Raw genomic sequence first — 20,977 nt, 5'->3', positions numbered from 1 at the left:
AGCTGCACGAACTCCTCGGCATGCCCACCGACGAGGCGTCCGTCAACATCACCCGCAGCCGCCTCGGACGCCTCACTCGCCAAGGCTTCCTCACCCAACCCGGACGAGGCCGCTACCAGAAACGGACTTAACGTCCACTGAACAGCGGGACAGGTGAGCCGGAGGAAGTAGCTACAGGTGGGAACCAAGCAGAGGGTTCGGTGGAGGTTCGCGCCGGCGGCGGTGGCGCACAGTCCGATACCACCCACAGCCACATCTGCCAGGACGCCGACCCCGCCGGGCTGATCCGGCTGCCCGGACCGGACGTCGACGAGGCCCCCGAGGTCGTCGGGGCGGACCTGTAGGACCGGGTGGTGTTCGGCAGCGGGGACGACGCGGTGCTGTCCGAGCTTTTCGGCCTCGACACCCCGTACTCGCAGCGCGCGGACGAGGCCCGGGCGCTCCTGGTAGCGCTGGAGATGAAGATTGTGGCCGGCGAGGCCGGTGAGCAGGAGCGGGCGCGCTACCGCCGGTTGAAGTGGGCGCTGACCAGCTCGCCGTCCGCCCGATTCCCCGTGGCCGTGAAACGGACGGCCCCGAGGGGCACCGGATGCGTCCGATGCCCCTCGGGGTGTGGTCGTGCCGGGTGGCCGTCAGCCCGTGAAGGTCACGTCCCAGTGGTTGCCCTCGTTGGCGTAGACGTTGCCCGAGGGGGCGGTGTAGAGGGTGGCGCCGTCGCCGCGTACGCCGCTGTAGGCGAAGTTGCCGGTGATGTGGTTGGTGAGGCAGCTCGCCATCGCGAAGTCCAGCTTGTAGCCGTTGGCGTGGCTGTAGGTGCCGGCGGCGTGGCCGGTCTCGGTGCCTCCGGTGACGGTCAGGCCGCAGCCGCCCACGGCGTGCTTGAGCGCGACGGCGCCGTCCGCCGAGGCGCGGCGCAGGCCGTCGAAGGAGGTGCAGTTGCTGCTGTTGCGGTTGGAGCAGTTGCCCGAGGAGGACCAGGTGATGCCCGCGGAGGAGAGCAGCGAGGCGGCCTGGGACTGGCTGAGCAGGTCGCCGCTGCCGCCGCCGGTGCCGCCGCCCCCGCCGGAGAGCAGGGCGGACCAGGTGGCGGGGCCGACGATGCCGTCCACCGGGCTCAGGTTCGCGGACTGCTGGAAGCCGCGCACCGAGGAGTCGGTGCCGGCTCCGAAGGCGCCGTCCACGGCGAGGTTGGCGCCGCGGGCGTTCAGCTGGACCTGGAGCGCCTTGACGGCGTCGCCGGTGTCGCCCTGGCGGACGGTGACGATCAGCTTCGGCCAGGTGGCGCCGCCGACGATGCCGTCCACCGGATTCAGGCCGTTGGCGCTCTGGAAGCTCCTGACCTTGGCCTCGGTCGCGGGGCCGAACGCGCCGTCGGCGCCGGTCGCGTAACCGCGGGCGTTCAGCAGGTACTGGACGGTGGACACCTTGGCGCCCTGGTCACCGCTGCGGACGACGGGCCAGCTCGCGGCGTGGGCGGCGGGGACGGACAGCACCGCCGCCAGGAGGGCGGCGAAGACCGCGGCCACTGCGGCCGGGAAGCGCTTCACGGAAGTTCCTCACTTCTGCTGAGGGGGACGAGGGGGAGAGGAGGAGCCGTCGGCGGACGGCCCCGGGAACCGGCCGGGCTACCAGGTCGGCAGGTTCTCCCAGCAGGTGGTGCCCCAGGCGTGCTCGTTGTGGACGATCACCTCCAGCAGCTGGGAGCCGGTCTGGACGCCGACGATCCCGTCCACGTCGAGGTGCTTGGCCTGCTGGAACTGGCGCACGGCGGTCTCGGTCCGGGCGCCCCAGATGCCGTCGGTCTGGAGGCCGGAGTGCAGGGAGGCGTTCAGCGCGAGCTGCACGCACTTGACGCCGGTCCCCCGGTCGCCGTAGGCGATCTCGCCGACCGAGGGCCGCGCGCCGGCCGTGCCTGCCAGGACGGTGACCGAGAGGGCGGCGGTGGCCGTCACGACGGCGGCGCGCTTGATGACCGGGAACATGGGCATGGCGGGGCTCCTGGGAGTCGTGGGTGAGGGCGGCCGCAACGACCGCCGGCTGCCGACACTAGGAAGCCCCGAGGACGTCCCGCGATCGTTTCGCGTCCCTGGGACGCCCTCCCTCACGGGCGCGCCGGCCGGGGACGGAGGCGGAGCCGCCGCGCCTGGTCGGGCGCGCTGCGCGCCGGCCCCGTACCGCGGGCGGCGACGGCGTCCCACGACGCCGGTCCGAGGCCCGCGGCGTCCCAACCTGTGCCGTGCCGGTGTCCCAAACCGCAGCTCAGGGCGGTGGCATACGTCGTACCCGTCCCAGATCCCGGCAGATCGTGGATCCCCGGCCCCGGGATGTCACACAGTGGATCAAGCCGTAGCACGTGACCCGGGGTGGGTCGTGCTGCGGGAGGGCGCACCGCGGGGGGCGGGGGCCCGGCCGCCGGGAGACCGGTACGGCCGTGGGGACCGGCCGGTGGGAGTGCGGCCCGGCACCCGGCCCCGTCGCGCGTCCTCGATCGCACCGGAACGACCTGGGGGGTACAAACGATGGACCACGTTCTTCTGTCCGGCGGCACGCCGAAGGGCCCTGCCGACCGGCTCTCCGAGGAGCTGCAGTCACTGAAGTCCTCGTCCGGCCTGACCTACGCCCGGATCAGTGAGCGCACCCACTACGCGAAGTCCTCGTGGGAGCGGTGGGTGAACGGCAAGCAGTTCCCGCCGCGTGACGCCGTCGAGCGGATCGCCGCCGTCTGCCAGGCCGACGAACGGCGCCTGCTGGAGCTGTGGACCCTGGCGGAGGCCTGCCGCACAGCGGCCGCCGCACCGGCTGCCGCACGGGGCGCCACCGGGGGCTCCGGGGCGCCCGGCGAGGGGGACGCCGCCTCGCAGGACCGCCGGCAGATGGCCCTGTGGTCGCTGACCGTGCTGGCACTGGCCCTGACGGCGGGTCTGGCGCGGTCCGTCGCCCAGGGGCGGGAGCTGCGGCGCGGCGCCCTTCCCGGCGGCGGCGTGTAGGGACGACGCGGGCAGGGCCCCACCCCGCCCGGGGTGGGGCCCTGCCCGCGTGCGGCTCAGTACCAGTTGTGGGACTGCCAGAAGCTCCACGCCGAGCACGGGTCGCCGTAGCGCGACTTGATGTAGTTCAGGCCCCAGCTGAGCTGGGTGGCCGGGTTGGTCTGCCAGTCGGATCCGGCGGACGCCATCTTGGTGGCGGGCAGGGCCTGCGGTATCCCGTACGCGCCGGACGAGGGGTTGGTCGCGTAGACCTTCCAGCCGCTCTCGTGGGTGTAGATCTGCTCCAGGCAGCCGAACTGCCCGCTCACGCTCCAGCCGAGGGCGGGGAACTTCCACTGCGCGGTGATCCGTACCGTCCGGGCGATCCCCAGCGCGTTCATGGTCGCGGGCCCGGCGATGCCGTCGGCGCCGAGCCCGTGCGCCCGCTGCCAGGCGGCGACGGAGGAGGTCGTCCCCGCGCCGTAGGCCCCGTCGGCGCCGGAGCCGGCCGCGCGCTGGACCTCGGCGACCTTGTTGTGGAGGGCGAGCTCGGTCCTGGGGCCGTACACGCCGTCCTCGTCGAGCCCGTTGTCGCGCTGGAAGCCGCGGACGGCGGCGGTGGTGGCCGGGCCGTAGTCGCCGTCGACGCCGCCGCTCGCCAGGTAGCCGATCCCGACCAGGTTGCGCTGGATCCAGGTGGTCGAGTCGACGGCCTGCGCCTGTGCGGGCAGCAGGGCGAAGGCGACGAGTGCGAGCACGGCCACGGCGAGGCCGCGCAGGGCTGCGATGTGTTTCACGGACATCCCTTCCGGTGCGCCTGTCGGTCGATCAGGCGGTGCCGCTCACTCTCGGCCCGGGCCCCGGCGTCCCACCACGGTCCTTGGCGTCCCGGGGACGTCCCGCGACGGCGGAGGCCGGCCCGGTGCGACGGACGCGGCGCCGCCTGCGGTGACCTGGTCCGCGGGCGGCGCCGGAGCCGTACGGCATCGGGCGTCAGGCGAGCAGCCGGCTCCACGTCCGGGCGTCGACCACGCCGTCGGCGGGCAGCGACGACGCGCTCTGGAAGGTCGCCACCCCGGACTGCGTCCCGGGGCCGAAGGCGCCGTCGACCGCCACCGTGACGCCGTGCGCGACCAACTGGCTCTGCACGGCGGTCACCGCGCTGCCCGAGGCCCCGCGCGCGAGCGGTGCGACCGCCTGGCTCCACGTCTGGTTGCCCGCGACGCCGTCCGCCGAGGCGTGCACCGTGTTCTGGAAGGCCGTGACGGCGCTGCGGGTGGCGGGACCGAACGAGCCGTCCACGGTCAGGGAGGCGCCCCGCTGCACCAGCAGGTACTGCAGGGTCTTCACCCGCTCGCCCGAGGCGCCGCTGCTCAGCACCGGCCACACCGGGCCGGTCGGGTCCCCGCCGATCTGGGCGGCCACGTCGCGGCGCAGCTGCGGGATCAGCGCGTACAGGCGGTCGCCGGGGCACTCGGTGGCGTTGAAGTCGCGGTGCCCGTAGATCTGGTAGGCCCGCAGCCCGTACTGGCGGCAGATGTGGGTGATGAGGGCGACCAGTGCCGCGTACTGCTCGCTGCGGGGGTCGACGGTGCTGTAGGTGCCCTCGTTCTCGATGCCGATCGCCACCGTGTTCTGCCCCGTGCAGTGGGCGGACTCCACGTGCTGGGTGCCGCCGGCCAGCGTGGACAGGCTGTTGTGCCGGCCTTCCGTGATGTACGCGCCGCGGCTGACGGTGAAGTGCTGACCGGTGTCGATCCAGCCCTCGCTGTCCATCTGGTAGGTCTGCATCGACCTGGCGAGCGAGAACGCGGCGGCCTGCGAGTAGTTGGTGACGTTGGCGGTCGCGGTGTGGTGCACGATCACCTTGTCCGGCGCGCCGGGCAGGATGCCGAGCGGGCCGGACGCGGGCCGGGCGCCCCAGACGGCCGTGGAGGCGATCGCCGGGCCGGTGGCGGCGCGTGCCGCCCCGGCGGGGAGCGCGGCGGAGACCAGCGCGCCGGTGCCGAGCGCGAAGGCGCCGGCGAGCACCGAGCGGCGCCCGGGGTGGGAGGGGATCGGGTCGGTGGTCATGTCGAGGGCTACCTGGTCCTTCGGAGGAGGAGGGGGAGGTCCGGGGGTGCGGCGGAGCACCGCTGCCCCCGTGCCTGCTGACGGCACGAGGGCAGCGGTGGGCCGCCCGGATCCTGCGGCGGGTCGTCCGGACGGCGGGTCGTCCGGCGGGTGGGTCGTCCGGGCGGCGGGTCAGCCGCTGGTGGGGATGACCGTGGGGCAGAACTCGATCTGGACCAGGTTGCCCGAGGGCTTGAGGTAGCCGTAGTACAGGGCGTCGCCGGTCTTCGGACCGACGATGCCGTCCGCCCCGAGGCCGCGGTTGTGCTGGAAGTCGGTCAGTGCCGCGTAGGTCGCGTTGCCGTACTGGCCGTCGACCGCGATGGAGTACCCCGCGTTGCGCAGCCCCTGCTGCACGCAGGCGACCCCGTCGCCGCGCTGGCCGGGCTTGACGTACGGGACGCCCCGGTCGGCGTGGGCGACGCCGGCGAGCGCGGTGACGGCGACGGCCGCCGCGCCGAGGGTGACGGCTCCGCGCCGGAACACGTGCTTGATCATGGAAGGTTCCCCCATCTCGGAAGCGGTCACGGGCCACCCCGGCGGGAAACTCCCCCGGGTCTGCGGTCCGTGACTCGGACACGGCCCATGCTCGGCGCCGCGCCACCCGTCCCACCAGGGGTTTCCCGTCCCTGGGACGTCCTGGGCCGGCCGGGGGAGGGCGGGCCGGGGGAGATCGGCCGGGGGAGGGCGGCCGGGGCGTCCGCCCCGTCCCTGGCGGTGACCGTGACGTCGTACCGGCCGTTCCGGTACGCCACCGCGTGGAGGAAGCCGGTGGTGCTGCCTCCTCCGACGTGTCCGCGAGACCGCCGCGGGGGAATGTGCCGGTGGCTCCCGCGTGTTGGCGGTGTCAGGGATCGTACGGACGGGGAGGACGGCATGGTCGGAGCAGTGATGGTCGGAGCGGGGCCGGGGATCGGGCAGGCGGTGGCGCTGCGGTTCGCGCGGGAGGGCCTGCCGGTCGGCCTGGTCGCGCGGAGCGGGGCGACGGCCGAGGCGGTGGCCGGGGCCGTGCGGCGGATCGGCGGCAAGGTCGCGGTGCGCACCGCCGACAGCACGGACGAGCAGGCGCTGCGGGCCGCGCTCGACGGGCTGGCGGAGGAGCTGGGGCAACCGGACGTACTGGTCTACAACGCGGCACTGATCCGGCCGGACGCCGTCGGTGAGTGGTCCGCCCGCGAACAACTGGACGCCTGGGCGGTCAACGTGGTGGGCGCGCTGACCGCCGCCGCGCACGTCGCACCCGGGATGGCGGAGCGCGGGCGGGGCACCGTCCTGGTGACCGGCGGCATGCCCGAGCCGAGGCCGGAGTACGTCAGCCTGTCCCTGGGCAAGGCGGGCGTGCGCACGCTCGTCACGCTGCTGGACCAGACCTACGGCGCGGCGGGTGTGCACGTGGCCAGTGTGACGGTGGCCGGTGCGGTCGCCCCCGGCACCGCCTTCGACCCGGACGACATCGCGGAGCACTACTGGCGGCTGCACACCCAGCCGCGCGCGGGCTGGGAGCAGGAGGTGGTTCACGGGGGCTGACGTCGGGTCGCGAGGTCTTCTGCCGCAGGGCGCCACGCAGGCGCAGCAGTTCGCGGTGGTGGGATCGCGCGACCGTCGCCTGTCGGATCGCCCGCCCCGGATCGCCCGCCCCGGACCGACGGACACGGGCCCGCCCCCCTCGGCGTCGTACCCGGCTCCTGGACTGCGCCACCCCGTCGGCCCGCGCCTGGTCGGGACCTACCGCCACCTCCGGGACCGGGCGCCGGGGCGGGGCGGGCCGTCGGTTCCGGCGGGCACTGCCCGAAAGGGTTGACTGGGCATCAAACTCCTTTCCCTACACCTCTCGTGACCACCGCCGACATGCTTCTGTGAGCATGATCACACCGACCGCTGCTGCCGTGGTCCGACCCTCACCGCATCTATCCGTTCGAAGGGGTTCTGTACCCACGGACGAAGCGGAGAACGGACTGTGCGTGCACAGCGAGGCGGCGGGGTCGAGACGGAGAAGCCCGGACGCCGACGGCGGAAGCCGCCGCCGAGGCGACGCCTACGGTGGGTCGACTACCCGCGCAGGGGGCGGCGCGGAGTCCGGCGCTGGCTGCCCTCCTGGCGGCAACTGCTCCTGGCGGTGGTGCTGGGCGTCCTCGGCCCGACCGGGTGGCTGGCCTGGTTCTACACCGTCACGCAGGTGCCCGTGGACCTCAACGCCTTCGCCACCCAGCAGAACAACGTCTACTACTGGGCGGACGGCACCGAGATGGCCCGCATCGGCGAGACCAACCGGCAGGAGGTGCCGCTCGACGGCGTCCCCGAACCGGTGCGGTGGGCCGTACTCGCCGCCGAGAACGAGACCTTCTACTCGGACCCGGGGATCTCCGCCAAGGGCATCGGCCGCGCGCTCTGGCAGCTGGTCTCCGGCGGCGAGACCCAGGGCGGCTCCACCATCACCCAGCAGTACGTCAAGAACATCTACCTCAACCAGCGCCAGGACTTCTCCCGCAAGCTCAGCGAGGCCGTCATAGCCGTCAAGCTCGACGACCGGATGAGCAAGGACGACATCCTCGCGGGCTACCTCAACAGCAGCTGGTTCGGCCGCGGCAGCTACGGCATCCAGCGCGCCGCCGCGGCCTACTACGGCAAGGACGTCTCCCAGCTCGACGTCAGCGAGGGCGCCTTCCTCGCCGCCCTGCTCAAGGGCGCCGGGCGGTACGACCCGGCACTGGGGGCGGCCAACCACGAACGGGCCGAGGAGCGGTGGGCCTGGACCCTGGACCGGATGGTCGAGACCGGAAAGCTCTCCCGCGCCGACCGTGCCCGGTACACCGTCTTCCCCGAACCCAAGCCGCAGCCGAAGTCCGCCGGCCTCAGCGGTCAGGTCGGCTACCTGGTCGACCTGGCCAAGTCCTACATGGAGAGCCACACCGACATCACCCCCGCCGAGTTCGACCTCGGCGGCCACCAGATCCACACCACCTTCGAGAAGCCCAGGGTCACCGCCCTCGCCGCCGCCGTCCAGGAAGCCACGAAGGACATCGACCCCGGCGCCCGGGACACCGACAAGCTCCTCAAGGTCGGCGCCGCCTCCGTCGCCCCCGACGGGCGGATCGTCGCCCTCTACGGCGGCCCCGACTACCTCAAGCAGGGCTTCAACAACGCCAACACCTCCACAGTGCCGCTCGGTTCGGCCTTCACCCCGCTGGTCTACGCCGCCGGGCTCGACCAGGGCGTGCAACGCGCGCGGGGCGCCACCCGTACCCCGGTCACCCCCGGCACCACCTACAACGGGGACAACGGGGTGAACGTGATGACCCCGGAGGGCCCGTACTGGGGACGCGACGGCAAGATCGCCAAGACCGCCAACGACGGCAAGCGTGACTGGGGCCAGGTCACCCTGCGCGGAGCCGTCGAGCAGTCCGTCAACGGGCCGATCATGCAACTCGGCCTGGACATCGGCCTCGAACGGGTACAGAAGACCGCCGCCGCCCTCGGCCTCCTCCCCAGCGCCATGGGCGAACTCAGCCCCGGCTTCGCGGTCGGCAACTCCACCCCCAGCGCCATCCGCACCGCCGACGCCTACACCGCCTTCGCCGCCGGCGGCAGCCGCACCGACCCGTACTCCGTTCTCCGCATCACCCGCAACGGCGAGCCGCTCACGCTGCGCCTGCCCACCGCCGTCCAGGCGCTGTCACCGGCCGTCGCCGCCGAGGTCGACGCGGCCCTCAAGGGCGCAGTCCGCGGCGGCAGCGCCGGCTGGGCGGCCGAAGCGGGGTCCGATCCGGCAGCGAAGCCCGGCACCACCCCGGACCGCACGGCGGGGTGGGCGGTCGGCTACAGCGGGCAGCTCGCCACGGCGGTCACGGTCTTCCGGGCCGACCTGCGGGACATGAAGCTGCTGTCCCTCGAAGGACTGGGCGGTGCCGCCCCGGACACCCTGGACTCGACGCTGCCCGGCCGGATCTGGAGCACGTACGTGAAGGCGGCGGGCGGGCGGTAGGAGGACCGGGCGGCTGCGGTCCCGCAGCCGCCCGGCGGTCGTCACTTCACCAGCCGCGACCAGTCCGCCGGCTGTCCCGGGTCCAGTCGGCGCAGTTGGTCCAGCACCTGCGGGTCCTGGGCGTCCAGCCAGTCGGCGACCTGGCGGAACGAGGCGCAGCGGACCTCCTCACGCCTGCAGACGCTCTTGATCACGTCCTCGACCGCCTGCATGTAGATGCCGCCGTTCCAGTCCTCGAAGTGGTTGCCGATGAACAGCGGGGCCCGGCTGCCGTTGTAGACCCGCTCGAAGCCGGCCAGGTAGCTCTCCCGGGTCGCCTTCTCCCAGGTGTCGAACTTCTTCGGGTCGCCGTTCGTGGTGTTGCCGGACTGGCCGGCCAGGTAGTTGAAGTCCATCGAGAGGTTCTGGGAGGTCGTGCCGGGGTTCGGCAACAACTGCAGCGGGAAGTTCCAGACGCCTTCCTTCTTCACCGGCCACACCTGGAACTCGCCGGGCGAACTGGCGTCGTAGCGGAAGCCCTTGGCCTTCTCGACGGGCAGCAGGTTCTTCTGGCCCTCCAGGCAGGGGGCGCGGCCGCCCACCAGCTCCTTGGTGTAGTCGAAGGGGAGCGGTGGGAGGTCCTTGTAGCCGGTGTTGGTCCGCCAGTTGGTGACGAAGGATATCGCCTGGTCGAGTTCGGACGTCCACTCCTCGTTGGACCAGTCGCCGCCCCCGCCGGGCTGCGGGCCGCAGAAGTGCCCGTTGAAGTGGGTGCCGATCTCGTTGCCGTCCAGCCAGGCCAGGCGGAGCTGCTCCAGGGTGTCCTTGATGTGGGCGTTGGTGGCGAAGTCGATCGACGCCGCGCCCGCGTCGTGCTTCGGGGGGCGGTAGAGCGTGCGTTTGGACTTGGGAAGGAGGTAGAGGCCGGAGAGGAAGAACGTCATCTGGGCCTTGTTCTCGGCGCCCAGTTTCCGGAAGCGGGAGAAGAGGCGGTCGTCGCCCTCCAGGGCGCCGTCCCAGGAGAAGACCACGAACTGCGGCGGCTTCTCCCCGGGCTTCAGCCGCTCGGGTTCGGGCTGCTTGGGCTGCGGGCCGGTGTCGGAGGTGGAGCCGTCACCGAGCAGCTTGACCTGGCCGTCCCAGGTCGGCGAGGGCGTGGGGGCCGGGGCCGGGGTCTCGGCGGGGGCCGAGGGCGTGGGGCTCTCGGGCAGGCTGCCGGTGGCGGTGGGTCTGCTCCTGGACGTGGGACATCCCGTGCTCAGGACGAGCGCCGACGCGACCCCCGCCGCCAGCACCCAGGTCACACCGCGAGTAGTCCGCACCGTGCCTCCGTCAAATCGCCCGACAGTTCAGTCACTGCACTGATAGGACGTGATGGAAAGTCACAAAGGTTACACGGGTGGCAGATTGGGGGTTCGTTGGAGCGGGTCGTCGGTCGTGAGGAGTGGGCAGGGCTCCGTGCGGTCCGGCGGAAGTTCCCGGAATCCGTCACTGAGCTCGCGTCAACGGAGCCCGGAAGGACGTCCGGGCAGCGTCGTGGGAGGAGTCGTCGAGTGCCTCGCAGTCCGGTGGAGTCGGGGCTCGACAGAGCGGGCGAAGGTGGCTTCCGGGGCGGGTTTTCGCCCCGGAAGCCACCTGGGCCGGTGGCGTGCGGTGCCGGACGGGACCGCGTCACGCGGTCGGTGTCGGGCGGCGCGCCGCCTTCGCGGGGGCGCCGGTCAGGACGGGCGCCCCCGTTTGCGGGCCGGCGGTCAGGCCTTCTTGCTGAGCACGATGTCGAGCTCGGTGACCCGGGCCTCGAACTGTGCGAGCTCCTCGTTGGTCGGAGCGGGACGCGTGGTCATGTCTTTCACCCCCGTTCCCCTGAATCGGCGGCGGCTGTGGACCGGCCGCCGTGCGACGGTGTCGGTCGACCGTCAGGGCTTCTTGGCGAGTGCGATGTCGAGCTCGGTGACCCAAGCCTCGAACTGCGCGAGCTCCTCGTTGGTCGGAGCGGGACGCGTAGCCATGGATTCCACCCCCTTCCTTGATCCATTAGGCGGTGACGCTAACACGTTGCATGTTCACATCAGCAATGTGATGCGCGTCACGGTGGGGGTGGCCGGGGGTGCGGTGATCATCACGCTCGACGGCGTACATGTCATGCGGTTAGAGTCTGGCGAAGATCAATCAGCCGGCGCTGACGGGGATGCCGGGTTGCCGCCGCCGGGACACCGGCCGCGATGGCCCGCGGGCGCCGGGACCGCGGCCGTTCGAGTGCTCGACGCGAGCCCCTCACGACCGGTCCCGCCGTCATGCCCGCTCACGCCATCAGAGGGGGAGTCCGTATGCAGGCAGGGGTGATCGGAGCCGACCTGCGCGCGTTCGCGGCCGTCGACGACGCAGAGGACCCGGTCCCGCTGATCCGTGCGCTGGACGTCGGCAAGTCCTACCCGGGCATGCGCGGCGCCGAGGCCGCCATCATGGCCGCCCTGCGGCTGGACGGCGCCCGGGCGGTGCTGGACGTGGGCTGCGGCCTCGGTTCGGACGCCATCGGGACGGCGGCCGAGGTGGCGCCGGGCACGCGCGTCACGGGGATCGACGTCAGTCGCACCATGGTCGCCGAGGCGGGTCGCCGGGCGGCCGAGGCGGGCGCGGACGTGTCCTTCGTCTGCGGCAGCGCGCTGGACCTCCCCTTCGCCGACGGCGAGTTCGACCGCTGCCGGGCGCAGACGCTGCTGCAGCACGTGCCCGACGCGCCGCGGGCGATCGCCGAGATCGCGCGGGTCCTGCGGCCCGGCGGCCGGGCGGTGGCCTTCGAGTTCGATCTCGGTTCGACCGTCCTCGACCACCCCGATCGGGCGACCACCCGGACGGTCCTCGACTACGTCGCCGATGCCGCCCTGCAGGGCTGGATCGGGCGGCAGCTTCCCCGGTTATACCGGGAGGCGGGCTTCACCGACATCGCGGTCGAGCCGCACCTGGTCTTCAACGACTACGCGTTCTTCCTGTTCACGATGCGCCGGCCGCTGGCCCAGCTCGTGAAGGACCGCGTCCTGACGGCGCGTCAGGTCGTGGCATGGAAGGGACGGTTGGAGCAGATGCACGCGGAGGGTCACTACCTCGGCGGCACCACCGGCTACCTGGTCTCCGCCACCCGGACCTGACGCGCGTCCGCACCGCGGTCGGCCGCAACCGGCCCACCGTCATCGAACAGTTCCACCGCACCGAGGAAGTGTCATTCCGTGCCCACCCAGCAAGACGGCGATCCACCCGTGACGGCCTCCGCGACCGCGGCGGCCACCGAAGGAACGGAAGACGCGGAAGGAACGGAAGGCGCGGCGGCCACCGAGGCCGGGGGAGCCGTCGGCCCCGGATCGTGGATCGCCCGGCTCCGTGCGCGCGACGAGTGGACGTTCTTCGCCGTCCTGCCGCGCGCGCACCGGGGGCTGGCCGTCGCCTGGTGGACGCTGATCGTCCTGCGCGGTGCGCTCCCGGCGCTGTTCGCCGTCACGGTGGGCCTGCTGGTGGACGCCATCGACGACAACACCTCCCCGACCGGCCCGCTCTGTGCCGCCGGCGTCGTGTTCGTGCTCTTCCGGCTGCTGGTGCCCTTCCACTCCCTGGTCGGTACGGCGCTCGGCGAACGGCTCTCCTGCCTGCTGCACGACCTGCTGGTGGAGAGCACCACCGCGCCCGACGGCATCGCCCACCTGGAGTCACGGGAGCTGGCCGACAAGCTGGCCGGCGCCCGCGACTTCGACCAGGGGACCGTCGGACCGCCGATGGCCATCTCGGTCGGCCTGATCGCCGGCGGCCTGGTCGAGGCCGCCGTCGGCATCGGCCAGCTCGTCGTGCTCGCCGCGTACACCTGGTGGGCTCCGCTGCTGGTCGGCGGCGCCTGGACCGCGACGCACTGGCTGCTGCGCGAGAGCAGTTTCTGGGACCGCAACTCCGGCGAGGTGCTGGAGGCGCAGCGGCGCTCCGACTACACGTACAAGCTGGCCGTCGAGGCCGCCGCCGCGAAGGAGCTGCGGATCTTCGGCCTGGGCGGCTGGGTCGTCGACCAGTTCACCGCCAACCGCCGCCGCCTGGTCGAGCTGCGCTGGGAGACGACGCGGCTGAAGCAGCGCCCGCTGCGCTGGACGATCCTGCTGCTGGTCGCCGCCAACGGCCTGGTGCTCTGGTCACTCGCCCGGGACGCCGTCTCCGGCGCGGTCGGGACCGGCGAGGTGGTCGTCTTCGCACAGGCCGTGGTGGGCGCGAGCGCGATCGCCTTCGGCGGTCTGAACTGGGCGTTGCCGCCCGCCGCCGGCTCGGTCGCCGCCGTGCTGGCCCTCGGGCCCGCGATGGCGGAGACCGGCGGGCTCGCCGGCGGGGACCGCGGCGCGAAGGCGGCACCCGGCACGGAGCCGGCCCCGCGCCCGACGACGGAGCCCGGCCCGACGACGGAACACGGTGTGGAAACGGCGGTCGGTGCGGAAACGGCGGTCGGCGTGAAGGCGGCGGTCGGTGCGGAGGTCCGCTTCCGGGGCGTCGGCTTCCACTACCCGACCGACTCCCGGCCGGTGCTCTCCGGGCTCGACCTCACTGTCGAGGCCGGCCGCTCGCTCGCGATCGTCGGCCTCAACGGCGCGGGCAAGACCACCCTGGTCAAGCTGCTCTGCGGCCTCTACGAGCCGACCCACGGCACCATCGAGGTGGACGGCACCGGGCTGCACCGGCTCGACCTCACCGCCTGGCGCCGCCGGGTCACCGCCGTCTTCCAGGACTTCAACCGCTACGAGCTGCCGCTGCGCGCCAACGTCGCGCCGCTCGGCGCCCCCGACGAGGTGGTCGGGGCCGCGCTGGCCGACGCCGGAGCCGCCGACCTCGCCGCCCTCGACACGGTGCTCGCCGCCGGCTACGAGGGCGGCCGGGACCTCTCCGGCGGCCAGTGGCAGCGCGTCGCCGTGGCCCGCGCCCTGTGCGCCGTCCGCCAGGGCGCCGAGGTCGTCGTCCTCGACGAGCCCACCGCGCAGCTCGACGTCCGGGGCGAGGCCGAGATCTTCGACCGCATCCTGAAGGCCACCGAGGGCTGCACCACCGTCCTCATCTCCCACCGCTTCTCGACCGTCCGGCACGCCGACCGGATCTGCGTCCTGGAGGACGGCCGGGTGGCCGAGCTCGGCACCCACGACGAGCTGATGGCCGCCCGAGGGCGCTACCGGGAGATGTTCGACCTGCAGGCGTCCCGTTTCGACTCCGAGGAGGAATCCGATGGCATCGTCCTCTGACGGGCTGCCCTCGTCCGCCAGGTCGCTGGTGCGTTCGCTGAGCCTCGGCTACCGGGCGAGCCCGCTGCTGATCGTGGTGGCCTGCGCGACCGCGATCGCCGCGGCTGCGCCGGACGCGCTGTTCGCCGTCGGCCTCGCCGCGCTCATCCACGCGGTGATCGACCAGGACGGCGGCGGCATCACGGCCGCCGCGCTGTTCCTGGGAGCCCTCGCCACCGGCGGGTGGCTGCTGGGCATCGTCAGCGACCGGGCCAACCGCCGCTTCGCCGACCGCGCGGCGGTGTTCGTCGAGTCGCACGTCGCCCGGCTGCAGTCGACCGTCTCCACGCTGGAGCACCACGAGCGGGCCGAGCACGCCGACCGCATCTCGGTGCTGCGCAACCACGCCGGCGCGCTGAGCTACCTCTACCAGGAGCTGTTCGGGACGGTCGGCGCCGTCATCCGCCTGGTCATCACGCTGGCCCTGCTCATGTCGGTCGACCCCTGGTACGGGCTGCTCGGCGCTGCGGCCGTCCCGGGCGTGCTGGTCTCCGGCTGGCGGTCGGGCATCGACAAGAAGGTCGAGGAGGCCGGCGCCCACCACGAGCGGCGGGCCCGCCACCTCTTCACCCTGGCGACGTCGGCCGCCGCGGGCAAGGAGATCCGGGTGGCCGGGGTGCAGCGCTGGCTGTACGAGGCCCGGCGGGACGCCTGGCACCGCCGCTACGAGCCGCTGGCCCGCACCCGCTGGGTCTCCACGCTCTGGCAGGCGGCGGCCCAGTCCGTCTTCGTCGGGTCCTTCGTGCTCGTCGTGGTGCTCGCCGCCCGGGACTCCGGCGCGGGTGCGGCCGACACGCTGCTGCTCCTCACCGCCGGTAGCCGGCTGGCCCAGTACGTCGGGCAGACCGTCAGCCACGTGCAGTTCTACCGGACCATCTGGCTCGACGTGTCACGCCGGCTCACCTGGCTGGAGGACCTCGCCGCCGCCGAGACGGTGGGCGCCGACCAGCGCGTGCCCGCCCGGCTGCGCGACGGCATCCGCCTGGAGAACGTCTCGTTCCGCTACCCCGGGGGCGAGCGGTCCGTCCTGGAGGACGTGACCCTGCACCTGCCGGCCGGCAGGGTGATCGCGGTGGTCGGCGAGAACGGCGCCGGCAAGACGACCCTGGTCAAGCTGCTCTGCCGGTTCTACGCCCCGACCTCGGGCACGATCGCGGTGGACGGCGCCGACCTCGGCAGGATCGCCCCCGCCGAGTGGCGCGCGCGGATCAGCGGCGCCTTCCAGGACTTCTTCAAGTTCGAGTACCCGGTGCAGCAGGCCGTCGGCGTCGGCGACCTCGCGCGGGTCGACGACCCGGCCGCCGTGCGGGGCGGCGTCGCCCGGGCCGGCGCCGAGGAACTGGTCGCGGGCCTGCCCGACGGCCTCGCCACGCAGCTCGGCCCGTCCTGGGAGAACGGTGTCGACCTCTCGCACGGTCAGTGGCAGAAGGTCGCGCTCGCCCGGGGCTTCATGCGGGACGACCCGCTGTTGCTGGTCCTCGACGAGCCGACGTCCGCGCTCGACGCCGAGGTGGAGCACGCGCTGTTCGAGCGCTACGCCGAGGCCGCCCGCAGCGCCGCCGACGACGAGTCCGGCCGGATCACCGTCCTGGTCTCGCACCGCTTCTCCACCGTCCGGATGGCCGACCTCATCGTGGTCGTCGACGGCTCCCGCGTCGTCGAGTACGGCTCGCACGCGGAGCTGATGGCGCGCGGCGGCCAGTACAGCGAGCTGTACGAGATCCAGGCCTCCTCCTACCGCGAGGGCGCGCGCGCCGTCCCGGCGGAGGCGCGCTGATGGCCCCGCCCGCCCGCAGGCCGCGGCCGGTTCCCGACGGTGCGACCCTGCGTGCGGTCGTGGACCGGATCGCGCGGGTGCCCGACCGGTTCCGCTCGTTCACGTCCACCGCGGCCGACGCCGCCCGGCACTTCGGCATCGACGAGGGGCTGCTCACCGCGCTCACCGACGAGGGCCTTCCCTGCGGTGGGGCAGGTGGGGCAAGTGGGGCAGGTGGGGCAGGAGTGTCGGGTGGTTCCGACGGTTCCGGGGGCGTCCGGTACGACCAGCTGGACCTGGCCAACGCCTCGCTCTCGCTGACGCTGCCCTCCGCCCGGTTCATGGCCATGCGGGGCTGGTCGGCGGCCCTGCGCACGGCGGCGGGCGCGCACGGAGCGGCCACCTACGCGGTGGACGTGCTGCCGGCCTGCCCGTCAGGCGCGGGCGAGCACGGCTGCCGTTCCCTGGCCTCGGCCGAACTGCGCGCGCAGCCGGGGTTCACCGGCCCGGCGGGCGGCCCGTTCACGCTCACCCGGCAGGTGCGGGCGCAGCCGGCGCAGGTCCACCCCGAGCTGGCCGAACTCACCGGCCTGGTCGCGGACGTGCACTTCCACTACCTCCCGGCCGGGCTCCGGAACGACGTGGGCTTCCTGCGGGACGCCCGGCTCGGCGACTGCGGTCTCGTGGCCACGCACCTCGCCGGGGAGGCGTCGCGGCTGGGGCTGACGGCGCGCCGCTCGTTCGGCCTCTTCCTGTCGGCGCCGTACTCGATCGCGCACTCCTGGCTGGACGTGCGGCTGGACGGCCGCTGGGTCTCCTTCGACCCGCACCTGCTGAAGCTGCTCACCGGGTGGGGCCTCCTCCCGGCCGCGGAGTGGCCGGCGCACCGTTCGATCGGCGAGGGCGCCTGGCGGCTGGCGGACCACGAGTTCGTGCTCGCCACCCACGACGGGGCGGAGACGCCGCTCTCCTTCCCCACCCGGGTCCTGGCCGGATCGATCTGACCGACCCGACGGGAAGGCCGGGCCCGAGGCCGGTCGGGCCCGAGGCCGGGCCCGGCCGATACCCGGCCGATCGGGCCGACCACCCGGACTCCCGCCCCCGACCGGGGCTCCCCGAACATGCCCCGGCTCCGGCCGTTTCGAGACGAAAGGACCGCCATGTCGCCCGATTCAGGGACCACCGGCCTGCCGGAAGCAGGCGGCCGGGTGCCGTCGTTCGAGGCCGTGCACTCCTATGTCCGCGAGGTGGTGGCGGAGGCCGCCGGGGTCGGGGCCGCCGACCTGCACGGCCCGGACGCCCTGCGGGATCTCCGCCTCGACTCGCTGACCCGGATGAACATCACCGTCCGGTTCGACCAGGACCTCGGCGACATCCCGCCGACCCTGACGTTCGAGTACCCGACGGTGGCGGACATCGCGGAGCACCTGCGCCGGACCCGCGGACCCGAGCTGTGCGCCCTGCTGGGCCAGGAGCACACCGAGTCCTCCGACACCGAGTGCTCCGACACCGAGTCCGCCGCCGTCGGGGAGCGCGCCGCCGGGCCGGTCGCGGTCCGGGCCCCGGCGCCGGCCCCGGTGGCGTCCGTCGTCGCCGCCGACTCCGACATCGCGGTGATCGCGGTGACCGGGCGCTACCCCGGCGCCCCGGACGTCGAGACCCTCTGGCGCAACCTGCGGGACGGCGTGCGCAGCATCACCGAAGTCCCCGCGGACCGCTGGGACTGGCGGACCCACTTCGACCCGCGCCGGGGCCGGCCCGACCGCTCGTACGGCCGCTGGGGCGGATTCATCGACGGCGTGGCCGAGTTCGACGCCGAGCTCTTCCACGTGCTGCCCCTGGACGCGGTCCACACCGACCCGCAGGAGCGGCTCTTCCTCCAGACCTGCTGGCACCTGTTCGAGCAGGCCGGGATGCTCGGCCCCACCACGCACGAGCCGTCCACTGGGGTGTTCGTCGGGACGATGAACCACACCTACGGGAAGATCGGTGCCACCGGCTGGCCGTCGGGCCGGCTCACCGGGGCCAACTCGGCGCCGTGGTCCGTCGCCAACCGGGTCTCCTACTTCTTCGACCTCAACGGTCCGAGTTTCGCGGTCGACTCGGCCTGCTCGTCCTCGCTCACCGCGATCCACCTGGCCTGCGAGAGCCTGCGCCGGGGCGAGTGCCGTACCGCCGTCGCGGGCGGCGTCAACCTCCTCCTGCACCCCGCGCACCTCGTCGGGCTCTCCGGTTCGGGCATGCTCTCCTCCGACGAGGCGTGCAAGGTCTTCGACGAGGCCGCGGACGGCTTCGTGCCCGGCGAGGGCGTCGGCGCCGTCCTGCTGAAGCCGCTGGCGGCGGCGGTCGCCGACGGCGACCACGTCTGGGGCGTCATCAAGGGCAGCGCACTCAACACCGCCGGCCGGACGTCCGGCTACACCGTGCCCGATCCCGCCCGGCAGTCCGACCTCGTCGGCCTGGCGGCCGCCCGGGCCGGCGTGGAGCCGCACACCCTGTCGTACGTCGAGGCGCACGGCACCGGCACCGCCCTCGGCGACCCGCTGGAGATCGCCGGACTCGCCCGCGCCCTGGCACCCGGGCGCGACGCCGGTGAGCCGTGCGCGGTCGGCTCGGTCAAGGCGAACATCGGACACCTGGAGGGCGCGGCCGGAGTCGCGGGCCTCACCAAGGTGCTGCTGCAGCTCAAGTACGGCCGGATCGCGCCGTGCGTCTCGCTGGACCGGGTCAACCCCGGGATCGACGCGCCGGTGATCCGCTTCCCCCGGGCGGAGGAGGAGTGGCGCACCCCGCCGGGCGTCCCGCGCCGCGCGGGGGTGAGCGGCTTCGGTGCGGGCGGCGCCAACGCGCACCTGATCGTCGAGGAGTACCTGCCCGGACGCGCGGCCGGTCGGGACGCGGCCGGTCGGGGCGCAGTGGACCGGTCCGCGGACGGCGGGCGGCCGGGGGAGGAGCACGTGGTGCTGCTCTCCGCCCGGACCGGGGGGCAGCTGGGCGCCCTCGCCGCCGCCCTCGCCCGTACCCTGGCCGACCCGGCGGACGGCACCGGCCGGTCGCCGGACCTGGCGCACCTCGCGAGCAGCAGCCAGCTCGGGCGCAGGGAACTGGGCGAGCGCCTCGCTGTCACCGCCCGGAGCGCCGCGGACCTGCGGGCGGCGCTGGAGGCGTTCGTCGCCGGTCGCCCCGCCGAGGGTCTGCGGACCGGGACCGCCCGCGCGGACGGCTCGCGCGGGGGTCTGCTGGACGACGAGGACGGGCGGGCCTACGTCGAGGCCCTGACGGCGAAGCGGCGACTGGACCGGCTCGCGGCGCTCTGGACGGAGGGCGTGCCGATCGACTGGAGCCGTCTCTGGCCGCTCCCGCGCCCGGCGCGGGTCGGGCTGCCGCCCTACCCGTTCGAGCGGAGGCGCTTCTGGGTGGACGCCGCACCGGCGGTCGGCGGTGGTCGGGACGTGCCGGGCGACAGCACGGACGCCCCGGCCCCGGTCTCGGCCCCGGCGCAGGCCCAGGCCCCGGTGGAGGGCATCGGCGAGGCCGTCGACCGTGACCTCCGCCAGGAGTCCTGCGGCTTCCTCCTGGTCGAGCCGGACGCGGTCGACACCGACGCCGACCTGATGGACCTCGGCTTCGACTCCATCTCGCTGCTGCAACTCGCCGGCCAGGTGGGCGGCATCTACGGCATCGAGCTGGACCCGTTCGTGGTGTTCGCCCACCCGACCCTCGCGGCCCTGCGCGAGCACCTGCTCGGGGAGCACGCCGACGCCGTCGCGGCCCGTCACCGCGACCCCGTCGTGCCGCCGAGCGCACCGTCGATCCGACCGGCCGACGCGCCGGCCGACAGCAGAGTGGAGAACTGATGGACCAGCAGGCGGACGTCCGGCCGGAGTCCGGGACGGCGGTCGAGGAGGTGGTCGAGCGGATCCTCCGCGTTCCGGACGGCTACCGGGGTTTCACCACCCCGCAGGCCGCGCTCCAGAAGGTCTACGGCGTCCCGGGGGAGCTGTTGGAGCTCCTCCTCGACGCGGGCCTGCCGCACCGCGGCAGCGGTGACGAGAGACGGTTCGACGTGTTCGACCTGGAGAACGTCACCGTCGAACTGGAGCTCAACAGCCCCAGCTGGATGCTGATGAGGACCCTCGGCCGGGCCTTCGACGGCGGACTCGGCCGCAGCCGCAACGAGTACCGCTTCCGCACCACCGGCCGCTGTCCCGAACCGGGCCACTCCGGCGCGTGCGACTTCGCGCCGGGCAGCATGCTCGACGCCGCCACCGGCTCCGGCGAGGTGACCTGGGACGGTCCCGCCTCGTTCGTCCGGCAGATCACGCTGCCGGACGAGGAGTACTGGTTCGACGACTCCGTGCTCCCGCTGTTCGCGTCGGTCGACCGGCTGTTCTTCCACCTGCTCCCGCACGCCCTGTCGACCGACGTCGGCTTCGCCCGGGAGACCGGCCTGGCCGACTGCCGCCTCGCCGGCCACGTCCTGCTGGACGAGGCGGGCGGCACCGGCGTGCGGGTCCGCGGGGCCAGCGGCCTGATCATGTCCGCGCCCTTCCCCCTCCAGCACATGTGGGTCGAGGTCGAGGTGGACGGGCGCTGGACGGCCGCCGACCCGTTCTTCCTGCGCACGCTCGCCCGGTGGCGCATCGTCGACTCCCGGGCGTGGCCGGCGCACCGCTCCCCGCGCCGGATCTACTGGGCGGTCGAGGGCGCACCGGCCCCGCAGGACATCGCGATGATCACCCACCGGGGCGAGCGCGCGTCGAGCTCCAGCCGGATGGTCGACTGGCAGGACTGAGCGGCACCGGTCCGGACGGACGGGCGGCGGGTCGGGCTGACACCCCGAACCGCCGCCGCCGTCCGGTCGGTGGGCACGGGCCCGTCGTGCCGC

Annotated in this window: 16 protein-coding genes; 10 read left to right on the top strand and 6 right to left on the bottom strand. The window is 73.6% G+C overall.

The window, feature by feature from the left end; all coding sequences use genetic code 11:
- Positions 1–200: 200 nt before the first annotated feature.
- Positions 201–344: a hypothetical protein gene (locus tag PUR56_RS27985; RefSeq protein ID WP_329878478.1), complete on the top strand. Its 144-nt coding sequence runs from the start codon at positions 201–203 to the stop codon at positions 342–344.
- A 288-nt stretch (positions 345–632) separates the two neighbouring features.
- Here the strand turns inward: PUR56_RS27985 and PUR56_RS43610 are convergent, their stop codons facing one another.
- Complete coding sequence (locus tag PUR56_RS43610; protein ID WP_443034580.1) at positions 633–1,547, bottom strand: peptidoglycan-binding domain-containing protein; 915 nt, start codon at positions 1,545–1,547, stop codon at positions 633–635.
- Positions 1,548–1,625: 78 nt separating this feature from the next.
- Positions 1,626–1,988 carry a peptidoglycan-binding domain-containing protein gene (locus PUR56_RS27970; RefSeq protein ID WP_329950966.1) on the bottom strand — a complete coding sequence of 121 codons (363 nt, stop codon included), beginning with the start codon at positions 1,986–1,988 and terminating at the stop codon, positions 1,626–1,628.
- A gap of 531 nt (positions 1,989–2,519) precedes the next feature.
- Here PUR56_RS27970 and PUR56_RS27965 point away from each other — a divergent pair.
- The gene (locus PUR56_RS27965) at positions 2,520–2,987 is read left to right on the top strand and encodes a helix-turn-helix domain-containing protein (protein ID WP_329878474.1); all 468 of its coding nucleotides are present in this window, start codon (positions 2,520–2,522) and stop codon (positions 2,985–2,987) included.
- A 56-nt stretch (positions 2,988–3,043) separates the two neighbouring features.
- Here the strand turns inward: PUR56_RS27965 and PUR56_RS27960 are convergent, their stop codons facing one another.
- From PUR56_RS27960 to PUR56_RS27950, 3 genes are all read right to left on the bottom strand, one after another.
- Positions 3,044–3,763, bottom strand: a complete 720-nt coding sequence (locus PUR56_RS27960) for a peptidoglycan-binding protein (protein ID WP_329950965.1) — start codon at positions 3,761–3,763, stop codon at positions 3,044–3,046.
- A 196-nt stretch (positions 3,764–3,959) separates the two neighbouring features.
- A complete protein-coding gene (locus PUR56_RS27955; RefSeq protein ID WP_329950964.1) occupies positions 3,960–5,039 on the bottom strand; it encodes a peptidoglycan recognition protein family protein in 1,080 nt (359 codons plus the stop codon).
- A 171-nt stretch (positions 5,040–5,210) separates the two neighbouring features.
- Entirely contained in the window at positions 5,211–5,576 is a 366-nt protein-coding gene (locus PUR56_RS27950; protein WP_329878468.1) for a peptidoglycan-binding domain-containing protein, read from the bottom strand.
- Between the two features lie 378 nt (positions 5,577–5,954).
- On the opposite strand from PUR56_RS27950, the gene PUR56_RS27945 reads away from it, so the two are divergent.
- Together PUR56_RS27945 and PUR56_RS27940 are read left to right on the top strand one after the other, a co-directional pair.
- The gene (locus PUR56_RS27945) at positions 5,955–6,605 is read left to right on the top strand and encodes an SDR family NAD(P)-dependent oxidoreductase (RefSeq protein WP_329950963.1); all 651 of its coding nucleotides are present in this window, start codon (positions 5,955–5,957) and stop codon (positions 6,603–6,605) included.
- Positions 6,606–7,035: 430 nt separating this feature from the next.
- Positions 7,036–9,060, top strand: a complete 2,025-nt coding sequence (locus PUR56_RS27940; RefSeq protein WP_329950962.1) for a transglycosylase domain-containing protein — start codon at positions 7,036–7,038, stop codon at positions 9,058–9,060.
- A gap of 41 nt (positions 9,061–9,101) precedes the next feature.
- On the opposite strand, the gene PUR56_RS27935 is transcribed toward PUR56_RS27940, so the two are convergent.
- The gene (locus tag PUR56_RS27935; protein ID WP_329950961.1) at positions 9,102–10,361 is read right to left on the bottom strand and encodes a hypothetical protein; all 1,260 of its coding nucleotides are present in this window, start codon (positions 10,359–10,361) and stop codon (positions 9,102–9,104) included.
- Positions 10,362–11,366: 1,005 nt separating this feature from the next.
- Between PUR56_RS27935 and PUR56_RS27930 the strand changes: the two genes are divergently transcribed.
- The 6 genes from PUR56_RS27930 (at position 11,367) to PUR56_RS27905 (ending at position 20,884) form a co-directional block, all read left to right on the top strand.
- On the top strand, positions 11,367–12,185 hold the full coding sequence (locus PUR56_RS27930; protein ID WP_329950960.1) for a methyltransferase domain-containing protein: 819 nt from the start codon (positions 11,367–11,369) through the stop codon (positions 12,183–12,185).
- 78 nt (positions 12,186–12,263) lie between these two features.
- Positions 12,264–14,294, top strand: a complete 2,031-nt coding sequence (locus tag PUR56_RS27925) for an ABC transporter ATP-binding protein (protein ID WP_329950959.1) — start codon at positions 12,264–12,266, stop codon at positions 14,292–14,294.
- On the top strand, positions 14,278–16,110 hold the full coding sequence (locus PUR56_RS27920) for an ABC transporter ATP-binding protein (protein ID WP_329950958.1): 1,833 nt from the start codon (positions 14,278–14,280) through the stop codon (positions 16,108–16,110). Before PUR56_RS27925 ends, PUR56_RS27920 begins: the two co-directional genes overlap by 17 nt.
- Entirely contained in the window at positions 16,110–17,093 is a 984-nt protein-coding gene (locus PUR56_RS27915) for a transglutaminase domain-containing protein (RefSeq protein WP_329950957.1), read from the top strand. Before PUR56_RS27920 ends, PUR56_RS27915 begins: the two co-directional genes overlap by 1 nt.
- A gap of 156 nt (positions 17,094–17,249) precedes the next feature.
- Entirely contained in the window at positions 17,250–19,946 is a 2,697-nt protein-coding gene (locus tag PUR56_RS27910; RefSeq protein WP_329950956.1) for a beta-ketoacyl synthase N-terminal-like domain-containing protein, read from the top strand.
- On the top strand, positions 19,946–20,884 hold the full coding sequence (locus PUR56_RS27905) for a hypothetical protein (protein ID WP_329950955.1): 939 nt from the start codon (positions 19,946–19,948) through the stop codon (positions 20,882–20,884). The genes PUR56_RS27910 and PUR56_RS27905 overlap by 1 nt, the downstream gene beginning before the upstream one ends.
- Positions 20,885–20,977 lie beyond the last annotated feature (93 nt).

Origin of the sequence: Streptomyces sp. BE303, assembly GCF_036290945.1 — a bacterium.
Classification (GTDB): domain Bacteria; phylum Actinomycetota; class Actinomycetes; order Streptomycetales; family Streptomycetaceae; genus Kitasatospora.
Note: the sequence above shows the minus strand (reverse complement) of the source record. Positions and strands in the feature narration are given on the sequence as shown.